Source organism: Micromonospora sp. NBC_00858 (assembly GCF_045207365.1).
GTDB lineage: Bacteria > Actinomycetota > Actinomycetes > Mycobacteriales > Micromonosporaceae > Micromonospora.
In genome coordinates this window covers 2,193,994-2,208,691 of the sequence record NZ_CP108828.1, presented here as the reverse complement: position 1 = coordinate 2,208,691, position 14,698 = coordinate 2,193,994, and the positions used below count along the sequence as shown (strand labels likewise).

Genomic DNA, 14,698 nt, shown 5'->3' with positions numbered 1-14,698 from the left:
GGTCAGCGGCAGGCGGGTCAGCGGCGGCGGCTGGGCGAGTCGAAGCGGCCGGCGCGGATCTCGCGCAGGGCGCGGCGGCGGATGTCCCCGCTCAGCGTGTCGACGTACAGCTTGCCGCGCAGGTGGTCGGTCTCGTGTTGCAGGGCGCGGGCGAGGAAGCCGCTGCCGGCGATGGTCAACGGCTCGCCGTGCTGGTCGACGCCGTTCGCGGTGGCGTGCATGGCCCGGGCGGTTGGGAAGTACAGGCCGGGGATGGACAGGCAGCCCTCGTCGTCGTCCTGGCGTTCCTCGGACAGCTCCAGGGTGGGGTTGATCAGGTGGCCGCGGTGCCCGTCGGCGTCGTAGACGAACACCTGGGCGCTGACGCCGATCTGCGGGGCGGCCACACCGGCCCGGCCGGGCGCGCCGAGCAGGGTGTCCATCAGGTCGGTGACCAGGGCGCGCAGCTCGGCGTCGAAGGTGGTGACCGGCTCGCACGGGGTGCGCAGCACGGGGTCGCCGATGATCCGGATGGGCCGCATGGTCATGCGGGTCAGCGTATCGCCGTTGGTGGTGGGTTCAGCGCCCGGCCAGGGTGGCGCGGATCGGGGCGGTCTTCGCGGCGGCCTCGGCGACCTCGGCGGCGGGGTCGCTGTCCCAGGTGATGCCGCCGCCGGCCCAGGTGTGCAGCTTCTCGCCGTCGGCGGCGGCGGTGCGGATGGTCAGGCCGAGGTCGATCCGGCCGGGGGCGACCCAGCCCAGGGCGCCCATGCTGGCGCCCCGGCCGACGGGTTCGAGGGCGCCGATCTGGGTCAGGGCGGCGTGTTTCGGCGCGCCGGTCACCGAGCCGCCGGGGCAGGTGGCGCGCAGCAGGTCGGCCAGGCCGAGGCCGTCGGCGGCAGTGGCGCGGACGGTGGACTCGGCCTGCCACAGGTCGCACCAGCGGCGGACGGCGAACAGCTCGTCGACGCGGACGGTGCCGGTGCGGGCGATGCGGGCCAGGTCGTTGCGTTCCAGGTCGACGATCATGATGTGTTCGGCGCGTTCCTTGGCGCTGGCGAGCAGTTCGGCGCGGCCGGCGGCGGTGGCCGGGCGGGTGCCCTTGATGGGTCGGGTGGTCAGCTGCCCGTCGGTGACCTCGACGAGGGTCTCCGGGGAGGCGCAGCCAATCGCCCAGCCGTCGCCGGTGAGTACGCCGCCGTAGCGGGCGCCGGGTAGCGCGCCGAGGCGGCTGAGGGCGGGCAGCGGGTCGCCGGTGTAGCGGGCGGCGGCGTGTCCGACGAGGTTGGTCTGGTAGACGTCGCCGCGGCCGATGGCGGCGCGGACCGCGTCGACGGCGTCGGCGTGCTGGCGTGGGGTCCAGCTCTCGGTCCACGGGCCGAGCCACCAGGGCGGTGGCGGGCCGGTCGGTGCGGTCCGGGTGGGGCCGTGGCCGTAGACGACGACGGCGAGGTCGGGCAGGGTCGGCGTGGGGTCGGGCGCTGTGGTCGGGGCGCCGGCCAGCAGCGCTCCGGCGGCGGCGGACAGGTAGAGCGCGGCCCCGCAGGCGTCGGTGGTGGGGCGCCGGTGGTCGGCGGGGCGGGTCAGGTCGTGCAGTGGCAGGCCGTGTGCGGCGAGGAACTGCTCGGCGAGCACGGCGGGGTCGCCGCCGTCGGAGCGGTGCCATTGCAGGCGGGCGCGTTCGACGAGGCCGCCTCGGCAGGCGGCCGGTGCGGCTGGTGCATTTACCAGCACATGTGGGAGCGTTTCCACGCCGTACGGTCCGACCTTCCTCATCCGTTCAGTGGATTTCCCGTGCACCAGGCGGCTACCTGCTCGATGCTGGACACTTTCGCTTGGTACTGTGCGTCACTGGTCATGTGAACCATGACACAGTGCCCCCACAGTCCGGAGAACCCGATGTGCCAGCACCAACCGACCTGCCCCTCTGCTGAAGCTACCGACCGGGAAGCCGCCCGGGTCCTCGCTTGCTTCCCTGAGCAGGGCTGGAGCCTGCTCTGCAACGGTGTCATCGTCTTCGAGGACACAGGTGAGCTGCTCCCCGACGGCAGCAGCATCGCCCCGCACCGCGGCCCCGCCCGCCACGCCCTCGTGGCCTGATTGACCACTCAGCGTCACCGAACCGCCGCTGTCGACCCAGGCTAGTCCCCCGGTCCGGGACATTCCTGCCCAGGTCGGCGCGGCTGCCGGGGCGGCCACACCGCCCGCCCCGGCCCGCCCGTCGTCAGTCCTCGAAGGCCTCCGGCGACGGGCACGAGCACACCAGGTTCCGGTCGCCGTACGCGCCGTCGATCCGCCGCACCGGCGGCCAGTACTTCCCGGCCCGGTCCACCCCTGCCGGGTACGCGCCCACCGACCGCGGGTACGGGTGCGTCCAGTCGTCACCGCTGACCATCGCCGCGGTGTGCGGCGCGTTGGCCAGAGGGTTGTCCCCGGCAGGCCACTGCCCCGAGGCCACCTGCTCGATCTCGGCCCGGATGGCGATCATCGCGTCGCAGAACCGGTCCAACTCGGCCAGGTCCTCGCTCTCGGTCGGCTCCACCATCAACGTCCCCGCCACCGGGAACGACATCGTCGGCGCGTGGAAGCCGTAGTCGATCAGCCGCTTCGCCACGTCGTCCACGCTCACCCCGGTCGCCTTCGTCAGCGGCCGCAGGTCGAGGATGCACTCGTGCGCCACCAGGCCCTTGTTGCCGGCGTACAGCACCGGGAAGTGCCCGCGCAGCCGCGCCGCCACGTAGTTCGCCGCCAGGACCGCCACCCCGGTCGCCCGGGTCAGCCCGGCCGCGCCCATCATCCGCAGGTACGCCCACGGGATCGGCAGGATCCCCGCCGACCCGTACTTCGCCGCCGAGATCGCCGGCGTGGCGTCGACGTGCGCGCCCAGCGGGTCGCCGGGCAGGAACGGCGCCAGGTGCGAGCGCACCGCCACCGGACCGACCCCCGGCCCTCCGCCGCCGTGCGGGATGCAGAACGTCTTGTGCAGGTTCAGGTGTGACACGTCCGCCCCGAACTTGCCCGGCTTGGCGAACCCGACCAGCGCGTTGAGGTTCGCACCGTCGACGTACACCTGCCCGCCGGCGTCGTGCACCTTCGCGCACAACTGCGCGATGCCCGTCTCGTACACCCCGTGCGTCGACGGGTACGTCACCATGATCGCGGCGAGCGCGTCCCGGTGCTTGTCGATCTTCGTGTCGAGGTCGACCAGGTCGACGTTGCCGTCGTCGTCGCAGGCCACCACGACCACCCGCATGCCGGCCATCACCGCCGACGCCGCGTTGGTGCCGTGCGCCGAGGACGGGATCAGGCACACGTCGCGGTGCGCCTCACCACGGCTGCGGTGCCACGCCCGGATGGCCAGCAGCCCGGCCAACTCACCCTGCGAACCGGCGTTGGGCTGCACGCTGACCGCGTCGTAACCGGTCACCTCGGCCAGCCACGACTCCAGCTGACCGATCAGCTCCCGGTACCCGGCGGTCTGCGTGTCCGGCGCGAACGGGTGGATGTGCGCAAACTCCGCCCAGCTGATCGGCTCCATCTCGGTGGTCGCGTTGAGCTTCATCGTGCACGACCCCAGCGGGATCATGCCCCGGTCCAGGGCGTAGTCGAAGTCCGACAGCCGACGCAGGTAGCGCAGCATCGCCGTCTCCGAGTGGTGGCTGCGGAACACCGGGTGGGTGAGGAAGTCACTGGTGCGACGAAGACCGGTCGGCAGGGCCGGGTCGACAGCGCCGTCGAAAGTGGGCACACCGAACGCCGCCCACACCGCCGCCAGGTGCGCGACGGTGGTCGTCTCGTCGCAGGACACACCCACCCGGTCGGCGTCGACCAGCCGCAGGTTCACCCCGCGCTGCGCGGCGGCGGCCACCACCTCGCCGGCCCGGCCGGGCACGCGCGCGGTGACGGTGTCGAAGAACGCGACGTCGGCGACCTGCACGCCGCCAGCGCGCAACCCGGCCGCGAGCCGCACCGCCATGGCATGGGTACGCGCCGAGATGTCCCGCAGCCCGTCCGGGCCGTGGTAGACCGCGTACATGCCGGCCATCACCGCGAGCAGCACCTGCGCGGTGCAGATGTTGCTGGTCGCCTTCTCCCGCCGGATGTGCTGCTCGCGGGTCTGCAGCGCCAGCCGGTAGGCGGGGTTGCCGTCCGCGTCGCGGGACACCCCGACCAGCCGGCCCGGCAGCATCCGCTCCAGGCCCGCCCGCACCGCCAGGTAACCGGCGTGCGGCCCACCGAAGCCCATGGGTACGCCGAAGCGCTGGGTGGTGCCGGCGGCGATGTCCGCGCCGATCTCCCCCGGCGCGCGCAGCAGCGTCAACGCCAGCAGGTCCGCGGCCACGGTCACCAGCGCGCCCCCGGCGTGCGCCGCCGCCACCAGCGGGGCGTGGTCGCGCACCGCGCCGGACGCCCCCGGGTACTGCAGGTGCAGGCCGAAGAACTCCGCCGGCAGTTCCTCGACGTCCAGGTCCAGCACCCGCACCTCGATGCCGAGCGGCTCCGCCCGGCTGGTGATCACCGCGATGGTCTGCGGCAGCGCGTCGGCGTCGACCACGTACACGGCGCTCTTGCTCTTCGACGCGCGGCGGGCCAGGGTCATCGCCTCCGCCGCGGCGGTGCCCTCGTCGAGCATCGACGCGTTCGCGGTGGCCAGCCCGGTCAGGTCGGTGACCATGGTCTGGAAGTTCAGCAGCGCCTCCAGCCGGCCCTGGCTGATCTCCGGCTGGTACGGCGTGTACGCCGTGTACCAGGCCGGGTCCTCCAGCACGTTGCGGCGGATCACCGCCGGGGTGTGCGTGCCGTGGTAGCCCAGCCCGATCATCGACACGGCGACGGTGTTACGGGCCGCCAGGGCCCGCAGCTCGGCGATCGTCTCGGCCTCGGTGGCCGGGTCCGGCAGGTCCAGGGTGCCGTGCCAGCGGATCACCTCGGGGATCGCGGCGTCCATCAGCTCGTCGATCGAGCCGTGCCCGACGACCTCCAACATTCGGCGCTCATCGTCCGGGCCGGGACCGATGTGACGGGTGGCGAACTGCTCTGCGGTCATGGGGGCGCTCCCGGGCGAGGTCGACGGATCGGCCTCCCCCTCTGTCACACCCGCAGGGCGCTCCACAGTGCCTGCCCACGAGGTCCTTTTGCCTGAGAGGTTCCGGGGAGGATTTGCCCCTTCGGCGCCGCCCCGGGTGCTGTCGGGCGGTCTCTCCCACGTGGGTGGTACCGGCATGGTCAACGCTACCAGCGCCGGTGTTTCCGCCACATGTCCTACCCCCGGGCGGTCACACCCCGGCCGGGGCGACCATCGTGGCGGCATCGGCGTCGACGCCGCCGGTGGCCCGCTCGGCCAGCGCCGGCAGCAGCGCGCCCAGCGCGGCGTCGACGCTCACCGTGGCGTGGCCATCACCACGGGTCGGCCCCTGGTTGACGATCGCCACCGGAATGCCCCGTTTCGCCGCCCGGATCACGAACCGGCGACCCGACATCACCGTCAACGACGAGCCGAGCACCAGTAACGCCCGGGCCTGCTCCACCAGCGCGAAGCAGCGCGCCACCCGCTCGGGCGGCACCGTCTCGCCGAAGAACACCACGTCCGGTTTCAGCATCCCCGTGCCGCAGATCCCGCAATCCACCGGCCGGAACGCGGCCACCTGCTCGTCGGGGAGATCCACATCACCGTCCGGGTTCACGGCGGCGACGTGGGCCACGAAGTCCGGGTTGGCCTCGCGCAGCCGGCGGTCCAACTCCTCCCGGGAGGTCAGGTTGCCGCAGTCCAGGCAGGTCACCTCGTCCAGGCGGCCGTGCAACTCGATCACCGGCGCGCTGCCGGCCAGCGAGTGCAGCCCGTCGACGTTCTGGGTGATCACCGCGTCGACCAGGCCGGCGCCTTGCAGCCGGGCCACCGCCCGGTGCCCGGCGTTCGGCGCGGCCCGGGCGATCAGCCGCCACCCCAGATGGCTCCGCGCCCAGTAGCGGCGCCGGGCGAGGGGATCCCGGGTGAACGCCTGGAAGGTCATCGGGGTGTGCCGGCGGGCCACCCCGCTGGGCCCCCGGTAGTCCGGGATGCCCGACTCGGTGGACAGGCCCGCCCCGCTGAGCACCACCACCCCGCCGCCGGCCACCAGCGAGGTCAACGCGTCGAGGCTCTCTGTCACCCCTCCATGCTGCCTCAGCCGATGCCCCGCCGCCGAACCCCGGCCCGCCTCGGGCGTCAGCGGCCGGCCCACGCCGTCGTACGCCGGTAGGTTGGGCGCATGCGCGTCGTCATCGCCGGAGGCCACGGCAAGATCGCCCTACTTCTTGAGCGCGACCTCGCCGAGCGCGGCGACACCGCCGTCGGCCTGATCCGTAACCCCGAACAGGCCGGCGCGCTGCGCGCCGCCGGCGCCGAACCGGTGGTCTGCGACCTGGAACACGCCGACGTCGCCGAGGTCGCCGCGCACCTCGACGACGCGGACGCGGTGGTCTTCGCCGCCGGTGCCGGCCCCGGCAGCGGCGCCGCCCGTAAGGACACCGTCGACCGGGCCGCCGCCGCATTGCTCGCCGACGCCGCCACCCGCGCCGGCGTCCGCCGCTACCTGCTGGTCTCCTCGATGGGCGTGGACAACCCGCCGGCCGCCGACACCGACGAGGTGTGGGCGGCGTACCTGCGGGCCAAGCGGGCCGCCGAGGACGACCTGCCCGGCCGGGACCTGGACTGGACGGTGCTGCGACCCGGCCGGCTCACCGACGACGAACCCACCGGACGGATCACCCTCACCCGGCACGCCGGACGGGGCGCGGTCACCCGCGCCGACGTCGCCCAGGTGCTCGTCGCGCTGCTCGACGAACCGCGCACCGCCGGCGCGACCCTGGAACTCGTGAACGGGCCGACGCCGATCGCCGACGCCATCGGCGCCACGACCACCTGAGGGCGATCGCGTACGCCACTCGGCACACCCCATCGGCCGCCGCACCCACCGGAGGAGAGCAATGGTCCCGCAACCACTCGACCACCGCTTCACCGCGCCGATAGAGAAGGACGGCGCCTTCGCCACCTACGTGACCGTGCCCGACTCGGCCGACCTGCTCGGCACCCGCCGCGCCGTCAAGGTCACCGGCACGATCGACGGTCACCCGTTCAGCGCCACCCTCATGCCGTCGGGCACCGGCCCGCACTGGCTGCCCATCCGGGCCGCCCTGTGCAAGCTCATCGGCAAGAGCGAGGCCGGCGCCGAGGTCAGCTTCCACCTCGACCAACGGCTCAGCTGACCGCGGCAGGACGACGCACTGCCCATCCGAGCAGCCCTACGGCGCCACCGTCGTCGGTTCGGCGTTGCCGTCTCGTGCCGGATCCCGCGCCCTACGGCTCTCGGGGTCGGGTGCCGGGCGTGGGCCCTGGTCCTGGCGGTTGGTGCGGGTCGGTCGGAGTTGGAGGACGACGACGGAGGACAGCACCAGGGCGCCGCCGACAAGCTGCACCGGGGTCAGGGATTCGCCGAGGATGAGCGCGGCCAGTGCGGTGGTGACCACGGGTTCGAAGGTGGACAGGATCGCGGCGGTCGACGGGCCGGTCCGTTTCAGGCCGGCGAAGAAGGTCAGCATCGCCACGACCGTGGAGACCACGGCGATACAGGCCAGCCAGAACCATCCCGGCGGCCCGAAGTCGAGGTCGACCCCGCCGGTGAGCAGGGCGCGTGCGCCGAGGGTGCCGGCGGCGCCGGCCATCACCAGTGTGGACAGCACCACGGGCGGCAGCCGGTGCACGACGGTGTCGGCGACGATGATGTAGACGGTGTAGGTGAGCGCGGCGGCGAAGGCGAGCAGTGCCCCGACCGGGTGGAAGCTCACGCCACCGGCGCCGAGCAGAACCAGCAACGTTCCGCCCGACGCCGCCACCAGCGCGGCGCCGCGTCCAGGGGTGAGCCGGTCACGGCCGAGCAGCACCGCCGCCACGGTGACCAGGACGGGGTAGGTGTAGAGGATCAGGGACAGCAGCGACGCGTCCATCCGCTGCAGGGCCGAGAAGAACAGACTCGCCTGTGTGGCGTACCCGATGGCACCCAACGCGACGGCGGTGGCCAGCACCCGGCCGCGCGTCGTCGCCGGCTGGCTGCCCGGTTCACCCCGGTGCGGACCCGGTTCCGCTCGGCGTAGGCCCGGCCGCACGAGCAGGGCCATCCCCAGCAGCGCGGCGGCCAGGGTGAAACGCACCAGCAGCAGCGCCCCGGGCGAGACACCGGCCTCGTAGGCGAGCTTGCCGAAGATCGCCATGGCGCCGAAGCATGCCGCGGACAAGAGGCACAGTGCTGGACCCATGCGCCAAGGATCATCGACCTGAACCACCAGGTCCAGCGATGATTCATGGAGGTGATTCGTTAGGATTCCCACATGACTGCCCCGGGCGAAAGCTCCGGCAGCAACCGCGCGATGATCACAGCCTCCATCAGAGCCCGGGCGACTCACGACCCGCTACGGCCCACGTCGGTGACTCATCTTGGGAGGTTTCGTGCCCGTTGGCTATGTGATCACCGTGGCGCTCGTCGCCTGGTGCACCTTCTTCGCCGTTGTCGCGCCGCGCCGGCCCCAACCGCTGGCGACGATGAGCTTCTGGTTCGGCCTAACCCTCAACGAGGTGCCGTTCCTGGGCGTTCTGGCCCTGCTGGCCTCCACAACGCTGGCCGCCGCCCAGGGCGATCTGGAGTCACCGGGCGCCAAGGCGACGGCCGCAGTGGCCGCCGTCGCCTCCGCCGGGCTGGCTGTCTCCGCCTGGCGGGGCGTACGGACCGATCGGGTGGTCGAGCACGCCCTCGACCAGGGGCTGGGACCCAACTGGCGGGATCGGGTGCACATACCGCTGCGCCGCCACCGGCCCTGGACCCGCATTCTGCTGCTACCGGGCCTGATGCGGCGGCGTGACGTGGAGCGGATCCCCAACCTCAGCTACGGGGACGCCGGGCGCCGGAATCTCCTCGACATCTACCGCCGCCGCGACGCGCCGCACAACGCGCCGGTCCTGATCTACTTCCACGGCGGCGGCTTCACCAGCGGCGCGAAGAACCGCGAGGCACGGCCCCTGCTGTACCAGCTCGCCAGCCGGGGATGGGTGTGCATCAGCGCCAACTACCGGCTGCGGCCCCAGACCACTTTCCCCGGCCACCAGATCGACGCCAAGAAGGTCATCGCCTGGGCGCGCGAGCACGCCCCCGCCTACGGCGCCGATCCGTCGCGGCTGTTCGTGGCGGGCAGCTCCGCCGGCTCCAACCTGGCGTCCCTGTGTGCGCTCACGCCGAACGACCCGGCGTTCCAGCCCGGGTTCGAGTCCGCCGACACCTCGGTCACCGCCGCGATCTGCCTCTACGGCTACTACGGCCACTATTTCGGCGAGACCCCCGACCAGGCGCCGTCCCCGAATCAACCATGGGCGTACCTCCACCCCGGTGCGCCGCCGTTCCTCATCGCCCACGGCACCAAGGACGCCCTGGCGACCGTCGAGGCCGCCCGAAACTTCGCCGACCGGCTGCGCCACACCTCCTCCAACGCCGTGGTCTACGCCGAACTGCCCGGCGGGCAGCACTCGTTCGACCTGTTCCACTCCCCGCGCTTCGAGGCAGTCGTGGACGGCGTCGAAGCCTTTGCCGCATGGGTCCTCGCCGCCCCGCAGCGCACTCCCGACTCAGCCCGCCAGTAGGCACATCACAACAAGATCAACAGAGTTTGGGGCTCATGACACGTTTCTCACCGGCACCCCTGGATCTCCGGCGGCTGCGCTTCCTTCGCGAGTTCGAGGAGCGGGGCACCCTGGCCGCGGTCGCCGCAGCCCTGGGCTACAGCCCGTCGACGGTCTCCCAACAACTGGCCATCCTGGAGAAGGAGGTCGGCGCCCGGCTGTTCGACAAGGCCGGGCGCGGCGTGCGGCTCACCGACGCCGGACACCTGCTCGCCCAGCACGCGCGCGTGCTGCTGTCAGCGGCCGAGGCGGCAGAAGCCGACCTGGCCGCGTTGAGCGGTGAAATCCGGGGCACCGTGCGCGCCGGTGGCCTGCAATCGGCGACCCGTCGCCTGCTGGTACCGGCCCTGGCCCGCATGACGGTCGACCACCCACAGGTCCGCGTGGAGATCTTCGAGCTGGAACTCGAACAGTCCCTGCCAGGTTTGCGGCTGGGCGCGGTCGACCTGGTCATCGGCGACGAGTACGACGGCCACCCCCGCCCCCGCCCGGCCGGGCTGCGCTTCACGCTCCTACTCGAAGAGCCACTGAAGGTCGTGCTACCGGCAGCGCATCCACTCGCCCGGCCCGGAGGCCCCGTCGCGGTCGCCAAGCTGCGATCCGACATCTGGACCGCTTCCGCTGAGGGCACCGGCCACCACACCATGGTCGTCGGGACCTGCCGATCCGTCGGCGGCTACGAGCCCGACCTGCGGCACCGCTGCAGCGACGCCGACGTGCAACTCGAACTCGTCCGCGCCGCGGCAGCCGTCGCCCTGATGCCGGCCCTGACCCTACCCACCGATGACCCCGCTCTCGCGATTCGGGACATCGCCGAAGCCACTCTCCAACGCCGCCTGGTCGCCGTCACCCGGGACAACCCCCCGGCTCCCGCGCTGACCGCCCTTCTGACGGCCGTAACGGACCAGGTACACAAGCTCAGCCTCGACCGGTAAAAGCCACGGGGCCTGTTCACGGTGACCGCCGCAGGGACAGAACCAGGGCCCCGAAGTCCATGACCGCCTCACCAGCCGGGTGGGGCCCGCTCGGCGGACCCCACCCGATGCTCACCGCTGCTGGTGACGAGGCAACGCATCCTGCCCCGCCGCGCCGAGGACGAACGGCGCCCCCGGCGTCTCCTTCGCGATCCGGTCCATCGTGCGGGCCAACTGCTCACTGCCGTCGTCGAGATGCCGCGCCGCCGCCTGCATGTGCGACACCATCATCTCGCCGAAGATCCGCAGCGCCTCCCGGGTGGCCACCGTCTCGTCGAAGCTCGACCCGGCCGTGCTGCGATACTCCGTCACCGCCCGCTCGGCCTCCTGCTTCGCCTCCTCCGCCGCCGCCCGCATGTAACTCTCGTACTGCATCCGGGCGTACTCGGCGACCCGCCGCGCATAGTCGTGCGCCTGCGCGATGATCTGCTCCGCCTCCCGCTGCGCCGCGGACAGCAGATTCACCTCCTTGGCCGCCGGCACCTTCGCCGCCGCCCCCGTGCTCGGGATCACCCCGTGCCGGTGCAACTCCACCCGGTCGTTGAGCCGCTCGTTCTCCGCCCGCAGGTGCGCGACCTGAGTCGCCAACAGGTCCAGCTCATCGGCGACCTGCACCCGGAACCGGTCCACGTCGGCGTTGTCGTAGCCGCGCCGGGCGAACGGCGCCGTGCCGAACTCCCACCGCCGGACCCGGTCGGCGGTGATCCGGACCTGCACACCGCCGGAAACCTGCATCCCGTCGTACCGGCTGATCGGGGTCGCGCTCATCTGTGCCCGCCTCCCTTCCCGACTGCGGGGCTCGCAAGCTCACTCCTCGCGCTCACTGAACACCTCCGGAAGTGTCACCAGCGGTCGACTGCTCCACCGCCGTACGCCAAGCCGGGCCGTACCACTGCTTACCCAAGCCCTCATGGTGCACCTGACCCGCGTGGTAACCCGCCCGGACCAACGTCTGCACCGTGTGCGAAACCATCTCGTCCGACCCGCACACGTACACGTGTCGGGAACGCCAGTCGCCGTCGGCCAACGCCCGATCCACCGCCTGCACGAACTCCCCCGACCGGTTCAGGTCGGCGCCCACGACGTAGGTCACCGTCAACCACGGGTACGACGACGCCAACTTGTCGATCGCGTCGCTGTCATAGAACTCGCTGCGCGAACGGGCACCCACATACAGGTCCACCCGCCGGCGGGCACCCTCCGCGGCGACCTGCTCCACCAACGCCTTCACCGGCGCCCAGCCGGTACCCGCCGCCAGAAGCAACAGATCACTCGAGCCCGCCGACCACAACGCCAACCGCTCCCCCACCGGCGCGGCCAGGTGGATTCGGTCACCCACCGCCGAGCCGTACACCAGCCGCGAGGACACCGCGCCACCCGGCGCAGCCCGCACGTGCAACTCCAACGTGCCGTCCGCGCGCGGCGCGTTCGCCGGCGAGTAGTACCGCCACGACCGCACCGACGGATGCGACACCCCGATCGACTGACCCGCGGTGAACGGCAACAGGTACTGCGGACGCACCGTCAGCACCGCCACGTCGAACGCCCGCCGCTCGTGGGTCACGATCTCCGCTTCCCACCACGGCGGATTCACCGCCTCCGCGGCCTGCGCGGCTTCCTGCATCACCTGCGCGACCAGCCCGTACGCGGCCGCCCAGTCCTGAGCCAGCTCGTCGGTCCACTGTTCGGCCAGGAAATGCCGCAACGTCGCCAGCAGCGCCTCACCAACCGCCGGGTAATGCTCCGCGCGTACCGCGAACTTGCGGTGGTCCGCGCCGAGGCCCTGCAGGAAACCCACCAGCCCATCGACCTGGTCCACGTTGGACACGATGTGCCCCAGTGCGGTCACCAGACGGTCCCGCTGCCCGGCCATGTTCGTCGGGAACATCTGCCGCGTCTCGGGATGGGCCAGGAACAACGTCGAATAGAAATAGAGCGGAACCTGGTCACCATGCCCGGCGACCAGGGACCAGCTCTGCTTGAGTCGAGCCGCGTCCACCGTCAGACGCCCGGACGGGTCCCGGCGGCCACCACCTGGTCCTGCACCTGCCCCAGCACCGTCTGCACGTCGGCCAGGATGTCCGCCGGCACTCCCAGTTCGGTCAACGTCACGGTCAGGTGCTCACCCACCATGACGTAGTGCTCCACCGGGATGTTCAGCGGCTGGTGCGCCTCGGCCAAGCCGCGACCGGCGTACTCGTTCGGACCACCCAACACCACCGTCAACATCAATGTCAGGTGCCGCCGCTGACCCGGCATGTCCACCTCGGCGAAGTAGCCGGCCAGCTCCGGATCGGCGAGCACCTTGTCGTAGAACAGCTCGACGGCAGCCTTGACGGAGGCAGCGCCGCCGATGCGGTCGTAGTGCGAGACAGGGGCGGTTTCTTCGGTAACCGTCACGGTCGTTCCTTCCAGGGTGGATGCCGCGCGGGGTCGGCGCGGAGGGGCAACGGCCCACCGGAGCGACAGCGTCTTGCCACGGCGACCGCACCGGGGACCGTGACGGACCATAGCGTGTCGGCGGTTTCCGGTCAGGCCCCGGGTATCGGATGCCCGACAACAACCCGACACACAGCGTCACCTTCGCTGTCCCGGTCTTCCACAGTCGGCCACCAGAACAGCACCCACCGTCATCCACTGTGGACCGGCCGCGCTCCGGGAACGGCTGCCACCGATCTACCGGGCCTGACCCTCAGTCACCAACCGGCCGAGAAAAACCAACCGCGAAAAGCCGGGCGCGTCGACGCGCACCGGGCGGCACACCTGCGCTCAGCCGGCCCGCCGCCGCGCCCGCCGCGCCGCCAACTCGTCGCCCACCGGATCCGACTCGGACGCCACCACCGGCTCCGCCGGCCCGCTCGCCGGCTCGGCCGGCAGATGCGACAACGACCCCTGGATCTCCTTGAAAGCCCCACCGATCGCGATGCCGAACACGCCCTGGCCACCCTGCAACAGGTCGACCACCTCCTCCGGGGACCGGCACTCGTACACCGTCGTCCCATCGGAGATCAGCGTGATCCCGGCGAGGTCTTCCACACCACGCGACCGCAGCGCCTCGATCGCCTTGCGGATGTTCTGCAGGGAAACCCCCGCGTCCAACAACCGCTTCACGACCTTCAACACCACCAGGTCGCGGAACGAGTACAACCGCTGCGTCCCCGAACCCGACGCGTCGCGCACACTCGGCACCACCAACTGCGTCCGGGCCCAGTAATCCAACTGCCGGTAACTGATGCCCACCGCAGTGCACGCCGTCACACCCCGGTAGCCCACCGAACCGTCACCCTCAGTCGCCACACCCGGCGACGCCAACTCCGTACCCGGATCGGGATTCTGCGGCTCGTGCATCCGGACAACCTCCCCGTCAGTGTGGTGACGCGTCGTTTCCGGGACGCGCACCCCTCGACACGGCAACCCTATAGCCACGTTCAGGGGTTACCACGGAGGAACCGACGCGACACGCCGCGCAGCCACCGAGAAAGATCACCAACGGCACCACGACGTCACCCACAGTGACGTTCGACGCGGGACCGGACCGCCAGGCTCAGCCCGCGAAGTCCTCCGGACGCACCTGCTCCAGGAACTCGCGGAACTTCTCCACCTCGTCCTCCTGCTCATCGGGGATGACGATCCCCGCCTCGCTGAGGACCTGCTCCGCACAACGAATCGGCGCACCGACACGCAACGCCAAAGCGATCGAATCGCTCGGCCGCGCCGACACCCGCACCCCGTCGCCGATCAACAGATCCGCGTAGAAGACGTTCTCCTTGAGCTCGGTGATCTCCACCGCCTGCAACGGCGCCTGCAAAGCCGCCAACACGTCCCGCAGAAGATCATGCGTCAACGGCCGGGCCGGCTTGACCCCCTGCTGCTCATAAGCGATAGCCGTGGCCTCGACCGCGCCGATCCAGATCGGCAGATAGCGGTCCCCCTCGACCTCCCTGAGCAGGACGATCGGCTGGTTGCTGGGCAGCTCCACCCGAACTCCGACCACGCTCAGCTCGCGCACCGCCGCCTCCGTGTCGTTGTCACCTACGCCGCA

Annotated in this window: 15 protein-coding genes and 1 riboswitch; of the genes, 5 read left to right on the top strand and 10 right to left on the bottom strand. The window is 71.6% G+C overall.

Going from position 1 to position 14,698, the window contains the following annotated elements; genetic code table 11:
• Positions 1–17: 17 nt before the first annotated feature.
• A complete protein-coding gene (gene def / locus OG990_RS10415) occupies positions 18–527 on the bottom strand; it encodes a peptide deformylase (RefSeq protein WP_328416591.1) in 510 nt (169 codons plus the stop codon).
• A 31-nt stretch (positions 528–558) separates the two neighbouring features.
• Positions 559–1,755 (bottom strand): chorismate-binding protein, encoded by a 1,197-nt coding sequence (locus tag OG990_RS10410; protein WP_406080103.1) that lies wholly within the window; start codon positions 1,753–1,755, stop codon positions 559–561.
• Positions 1,756–1,878: 123 nt separating this feature from the next.
• Here OG990_RS10410 and OG990_RS10405 point away from each other — a divergent pair, with 123 nt between their 5' ends.
• Positions 1,879–2,079, top strand: coding sequence for a DUF5999 family protein (locus OG990_RS10405; RefSeq protein WP_089000314.1), 201 nt, complete (start codon positions 1,879–1,881; stop codon positions 2,077–2,079).
• A 124-nt stretch (positions 2,080–2,203) separates the two neighbouring features.
• Here OG990_RS10405 and gcvP read toward each other — a convergent pair whose 3' ends face one another.
• Together gcvP and OG990_RS10395 are read right to left on the bottom strand one after the other, a co-directional pair.
• Positions 2,204–5,026: an aminomethyl-transferring glycine dehydrogenase gene (gene gcvP, locus OG990_RS10400; protein WP_386991507.1), complete on the bottom strand. Its 2,823-nt coding sequence runs from the start codon at positions 5,024–5,026 to the stop codon at positions 2,204–2,206.
• A gap of 70 nt (positions 5,027–5,096) precedes the next feature.
• A riboswitch (glycine riboswitch) is annotated at positions 5,097–5,195 on the bottom strand.
• 60 nt (positions 5,196–5,255) lie between these two features.
• The gene (locus OG990_RS10395) at positions 5,256–6,128 is read right to left on the bottom strand and encodes an NAD-dependent protein deacetylase (protein WP_406080100.1); all 873 of its coding nucleotides are present in this window, start codon (positions 6,126–6,128) and stop codon (positions 5,256–5,258) included.
• Positions 6,129–6,227: 99 nt separating this feature from the next.
• On the opposite strand from OG990_RS10395, the gene OG990_RS10390 reads away from it, so the two are divergent.
• Positions 6,228–6,884, top strand: coding sequence for an NAD(P)H-binding protein (locus OG990_RS10390; RefSeq protein WP_406080098.1), 657 nt, complete (start codon positions 6,228–6,230; stop codon positions 6,882–6,884).
• Positions 6,885–6,945: 61 nt separating this feature from the next.
• Entirely contained in the window at positions 6,946–7,224 is a 279-nt protein-coding gene (locus OG990_RS10385; RefSeq protein WP_406080097.1) for a DUF1905 domain-containing protein, read from the top strand.
• Positions 7,225–7,260: 36 nt separating this feature from the next.
• Here OG990_RS10385 and OG990_RS10380 read toward each other — a convergent pair whose 3' ends face one another.
• Positions 7,261–8,271: a DMT family transporter gene (locus tag OG990_RS10380; RefSeq protein ID WP_406080096.1), complete on the bottom strand. Its 1,011-nt coding sequence runs from the start codon at positions 8,269–8,271 to the stop codon at positions 7,261–7,263.
• A 190-nt stretch (positions 8,272–8,461) separates the two neighbouring features.
• Here OG990_RS10380 and OG990_RS10375 point away from each other — a divergent pair, with 190 nt between their 5' ends.
• Together OG990_RS10375 and OG990_RS10370 are read left to right on the top strand one after the other, a co-directional pair.
• On the top strand, positions 8,462–9,643 hold the full coding sequence (locus tag OG990_RS10375; protein WP_406080095.1) for an alpha/beta hydrolase: 1,182 nt from the start codon (positions 8,462–8,464) through the stop codon (positions 9,641–9,643).
• Positions 9,644–9,678: 35 nt separating this feature from the next.
• The gene (locus OG990_RS10370; RefSeq protein ID WP_406080093.1) at positions 9,679–10,617 is read left to right on the top strand and encodes a LysR family transcriptional regulator; all 939 of its coding nucleotides are present in this window, start codon (positions 9,679–9,681) and stop codon (positions 10,615–10,617) included.
• 111 nt (positions 10,618–10,728) lie between these two features.
• Here OG990_RS10370 and OG990_RS10365 read toward each other — a convergent pair whose 3' ends face one another.
• From OG990_RS10365 to OG990_RS10345, 5 genes are all read right to left on the bottom strand, one after another.
• Positions 10,729–11,424 (bottom strand): DivIVA domain-containing protein, encoded by a 696-nt coding sequence (locus OG990_RS10365; RefSeq protein WP_328416574.1) that lies wholly within the window; start codon positions 11,422–11,424, stop codon positions 10,729–10,731.
• Positions 11,425–11,476: 52 nt separating this feature from the next.
• Positions 11,477–12,655 carry a globin domain-containing protein gene (locus tag OG990_RS10360; protein ID WP_406080092.1) on the bottom strand — a complete coding sequence of 393 codons (1,179 nt, stop codon included), beginning with the start codon at positions 12,653–12,655 and terminating at the stop codon, positions 11,477–11,479.
• Positions 12,656–12,657: 2 nt separating this feature from the next.
• Entirely contained in the window at positions 12,658–13,056 is a 399-nt protein-coding gene (locus OG990_RS10355) for a group 1 truncated hemoglobin (protein ID WP_406080090.1), read from the bottom strand.
• Positions 13,057–13,425: 369 nt separating this feature from the next.
• Complete coding sequence (locus tag OG990_RS10350) at positions 13,426–14,004, bottom strand: MerR family transcriptional regulator (protein WP_328416570.1); 579 nt, start codon at positions 14,002–14,004, stop codon at positions 13,426–13,428.
• A 196-nt stretch (positions 14,005–14,200) separates the two neighbouring features.
• A complete protein-coding gene (locus OG990_RS10345; RefSeq protein WP_007460347.1) occupies positions 14,201–14,665 on the bottom strand; it encodes a bifunctional nuclease family protein in 465 nt (154 codons plus the stop codon).
• Positions 14,666–14,698 lie beyond the last annotated feature (33 nt).

What these genes read in the sequence shown, in the direction of transcription:
- OG990_RS10370 (WP_406080093.1), top strand. Translation starts at nt 9,679, where the DNA reads ATGACACGTTTCTCACCGGCACCCCTGGATCTCCGGCGGCTGCGCTTC.
- OG990_RS10390 (WP_406080098.1), top strand. Translation starts at nt 6,228, where the DNA reads ATGCGCGTCGTCATCGCCGGAGGCCACGGCAAGATCGCCCTACTTCTT.
- OG990_RS10380 (WP_406080096.1), bottom strand. Translation starts at nt 8,271, where the DNA reads ATGGGTCCAGCACTGTGCCTCTTGTCCGCGGCATGCTTCGGCGCCATG.
- OG990_RS10410 (WP_406080103.1), bottom strand. Translation starts at nt 1,755, where the DNA reads ATGAGGAAGGTCGGACCGTACGGCGTGGAAACGCTCCCACATGTGCTG.
- gcvP (WP_386991507.1), bottom strand. Translation starts at nt 5,026, where the DNA reads ATGACCGCAGAGCAGTTCGCCACCCGTCACATCGGTCCCGGCCCGGAC.
- OG990_RS10405 (WP_089000314.1), top strand. Translation starts at nt 1,879, where the DNA reads ATGTGCCAGCACCAACCGACCTGCCCCTCTGCTGAAGCTACCGACCGG.
- OG990_RS10365 (WP_328416574.1), bottom strand. Translation starts at nt 11,424, where the DNA reads ATGAGCGCGACCCCGATCAGCCGGTACGACGGGATGCAGGTTTCCGGC.
- OG990_RS10350 (WP_328416570.1), bottom strand. Translation starts at nt 14,004, where the DNA reads ATGCACGAGCCGCAGAATCCCGATCCGGGTACGGAGTTGGCGTCGCCG.
- def (WP_328416591.1), bottom strand. Translation starts at nt 527, where the DNA reads ATGACCATGCGGCCCATCCGGATCATCGGCGACCCCGTGCTGCGCACC.
- OG990_RS10385 (WP_406080097.1), top strand. Translation starts at nt 6,946, where the DNA reads ATGGTCCCGCAACCACTCGACCACCGCTTCACCGCGCCGATAGAGAAG.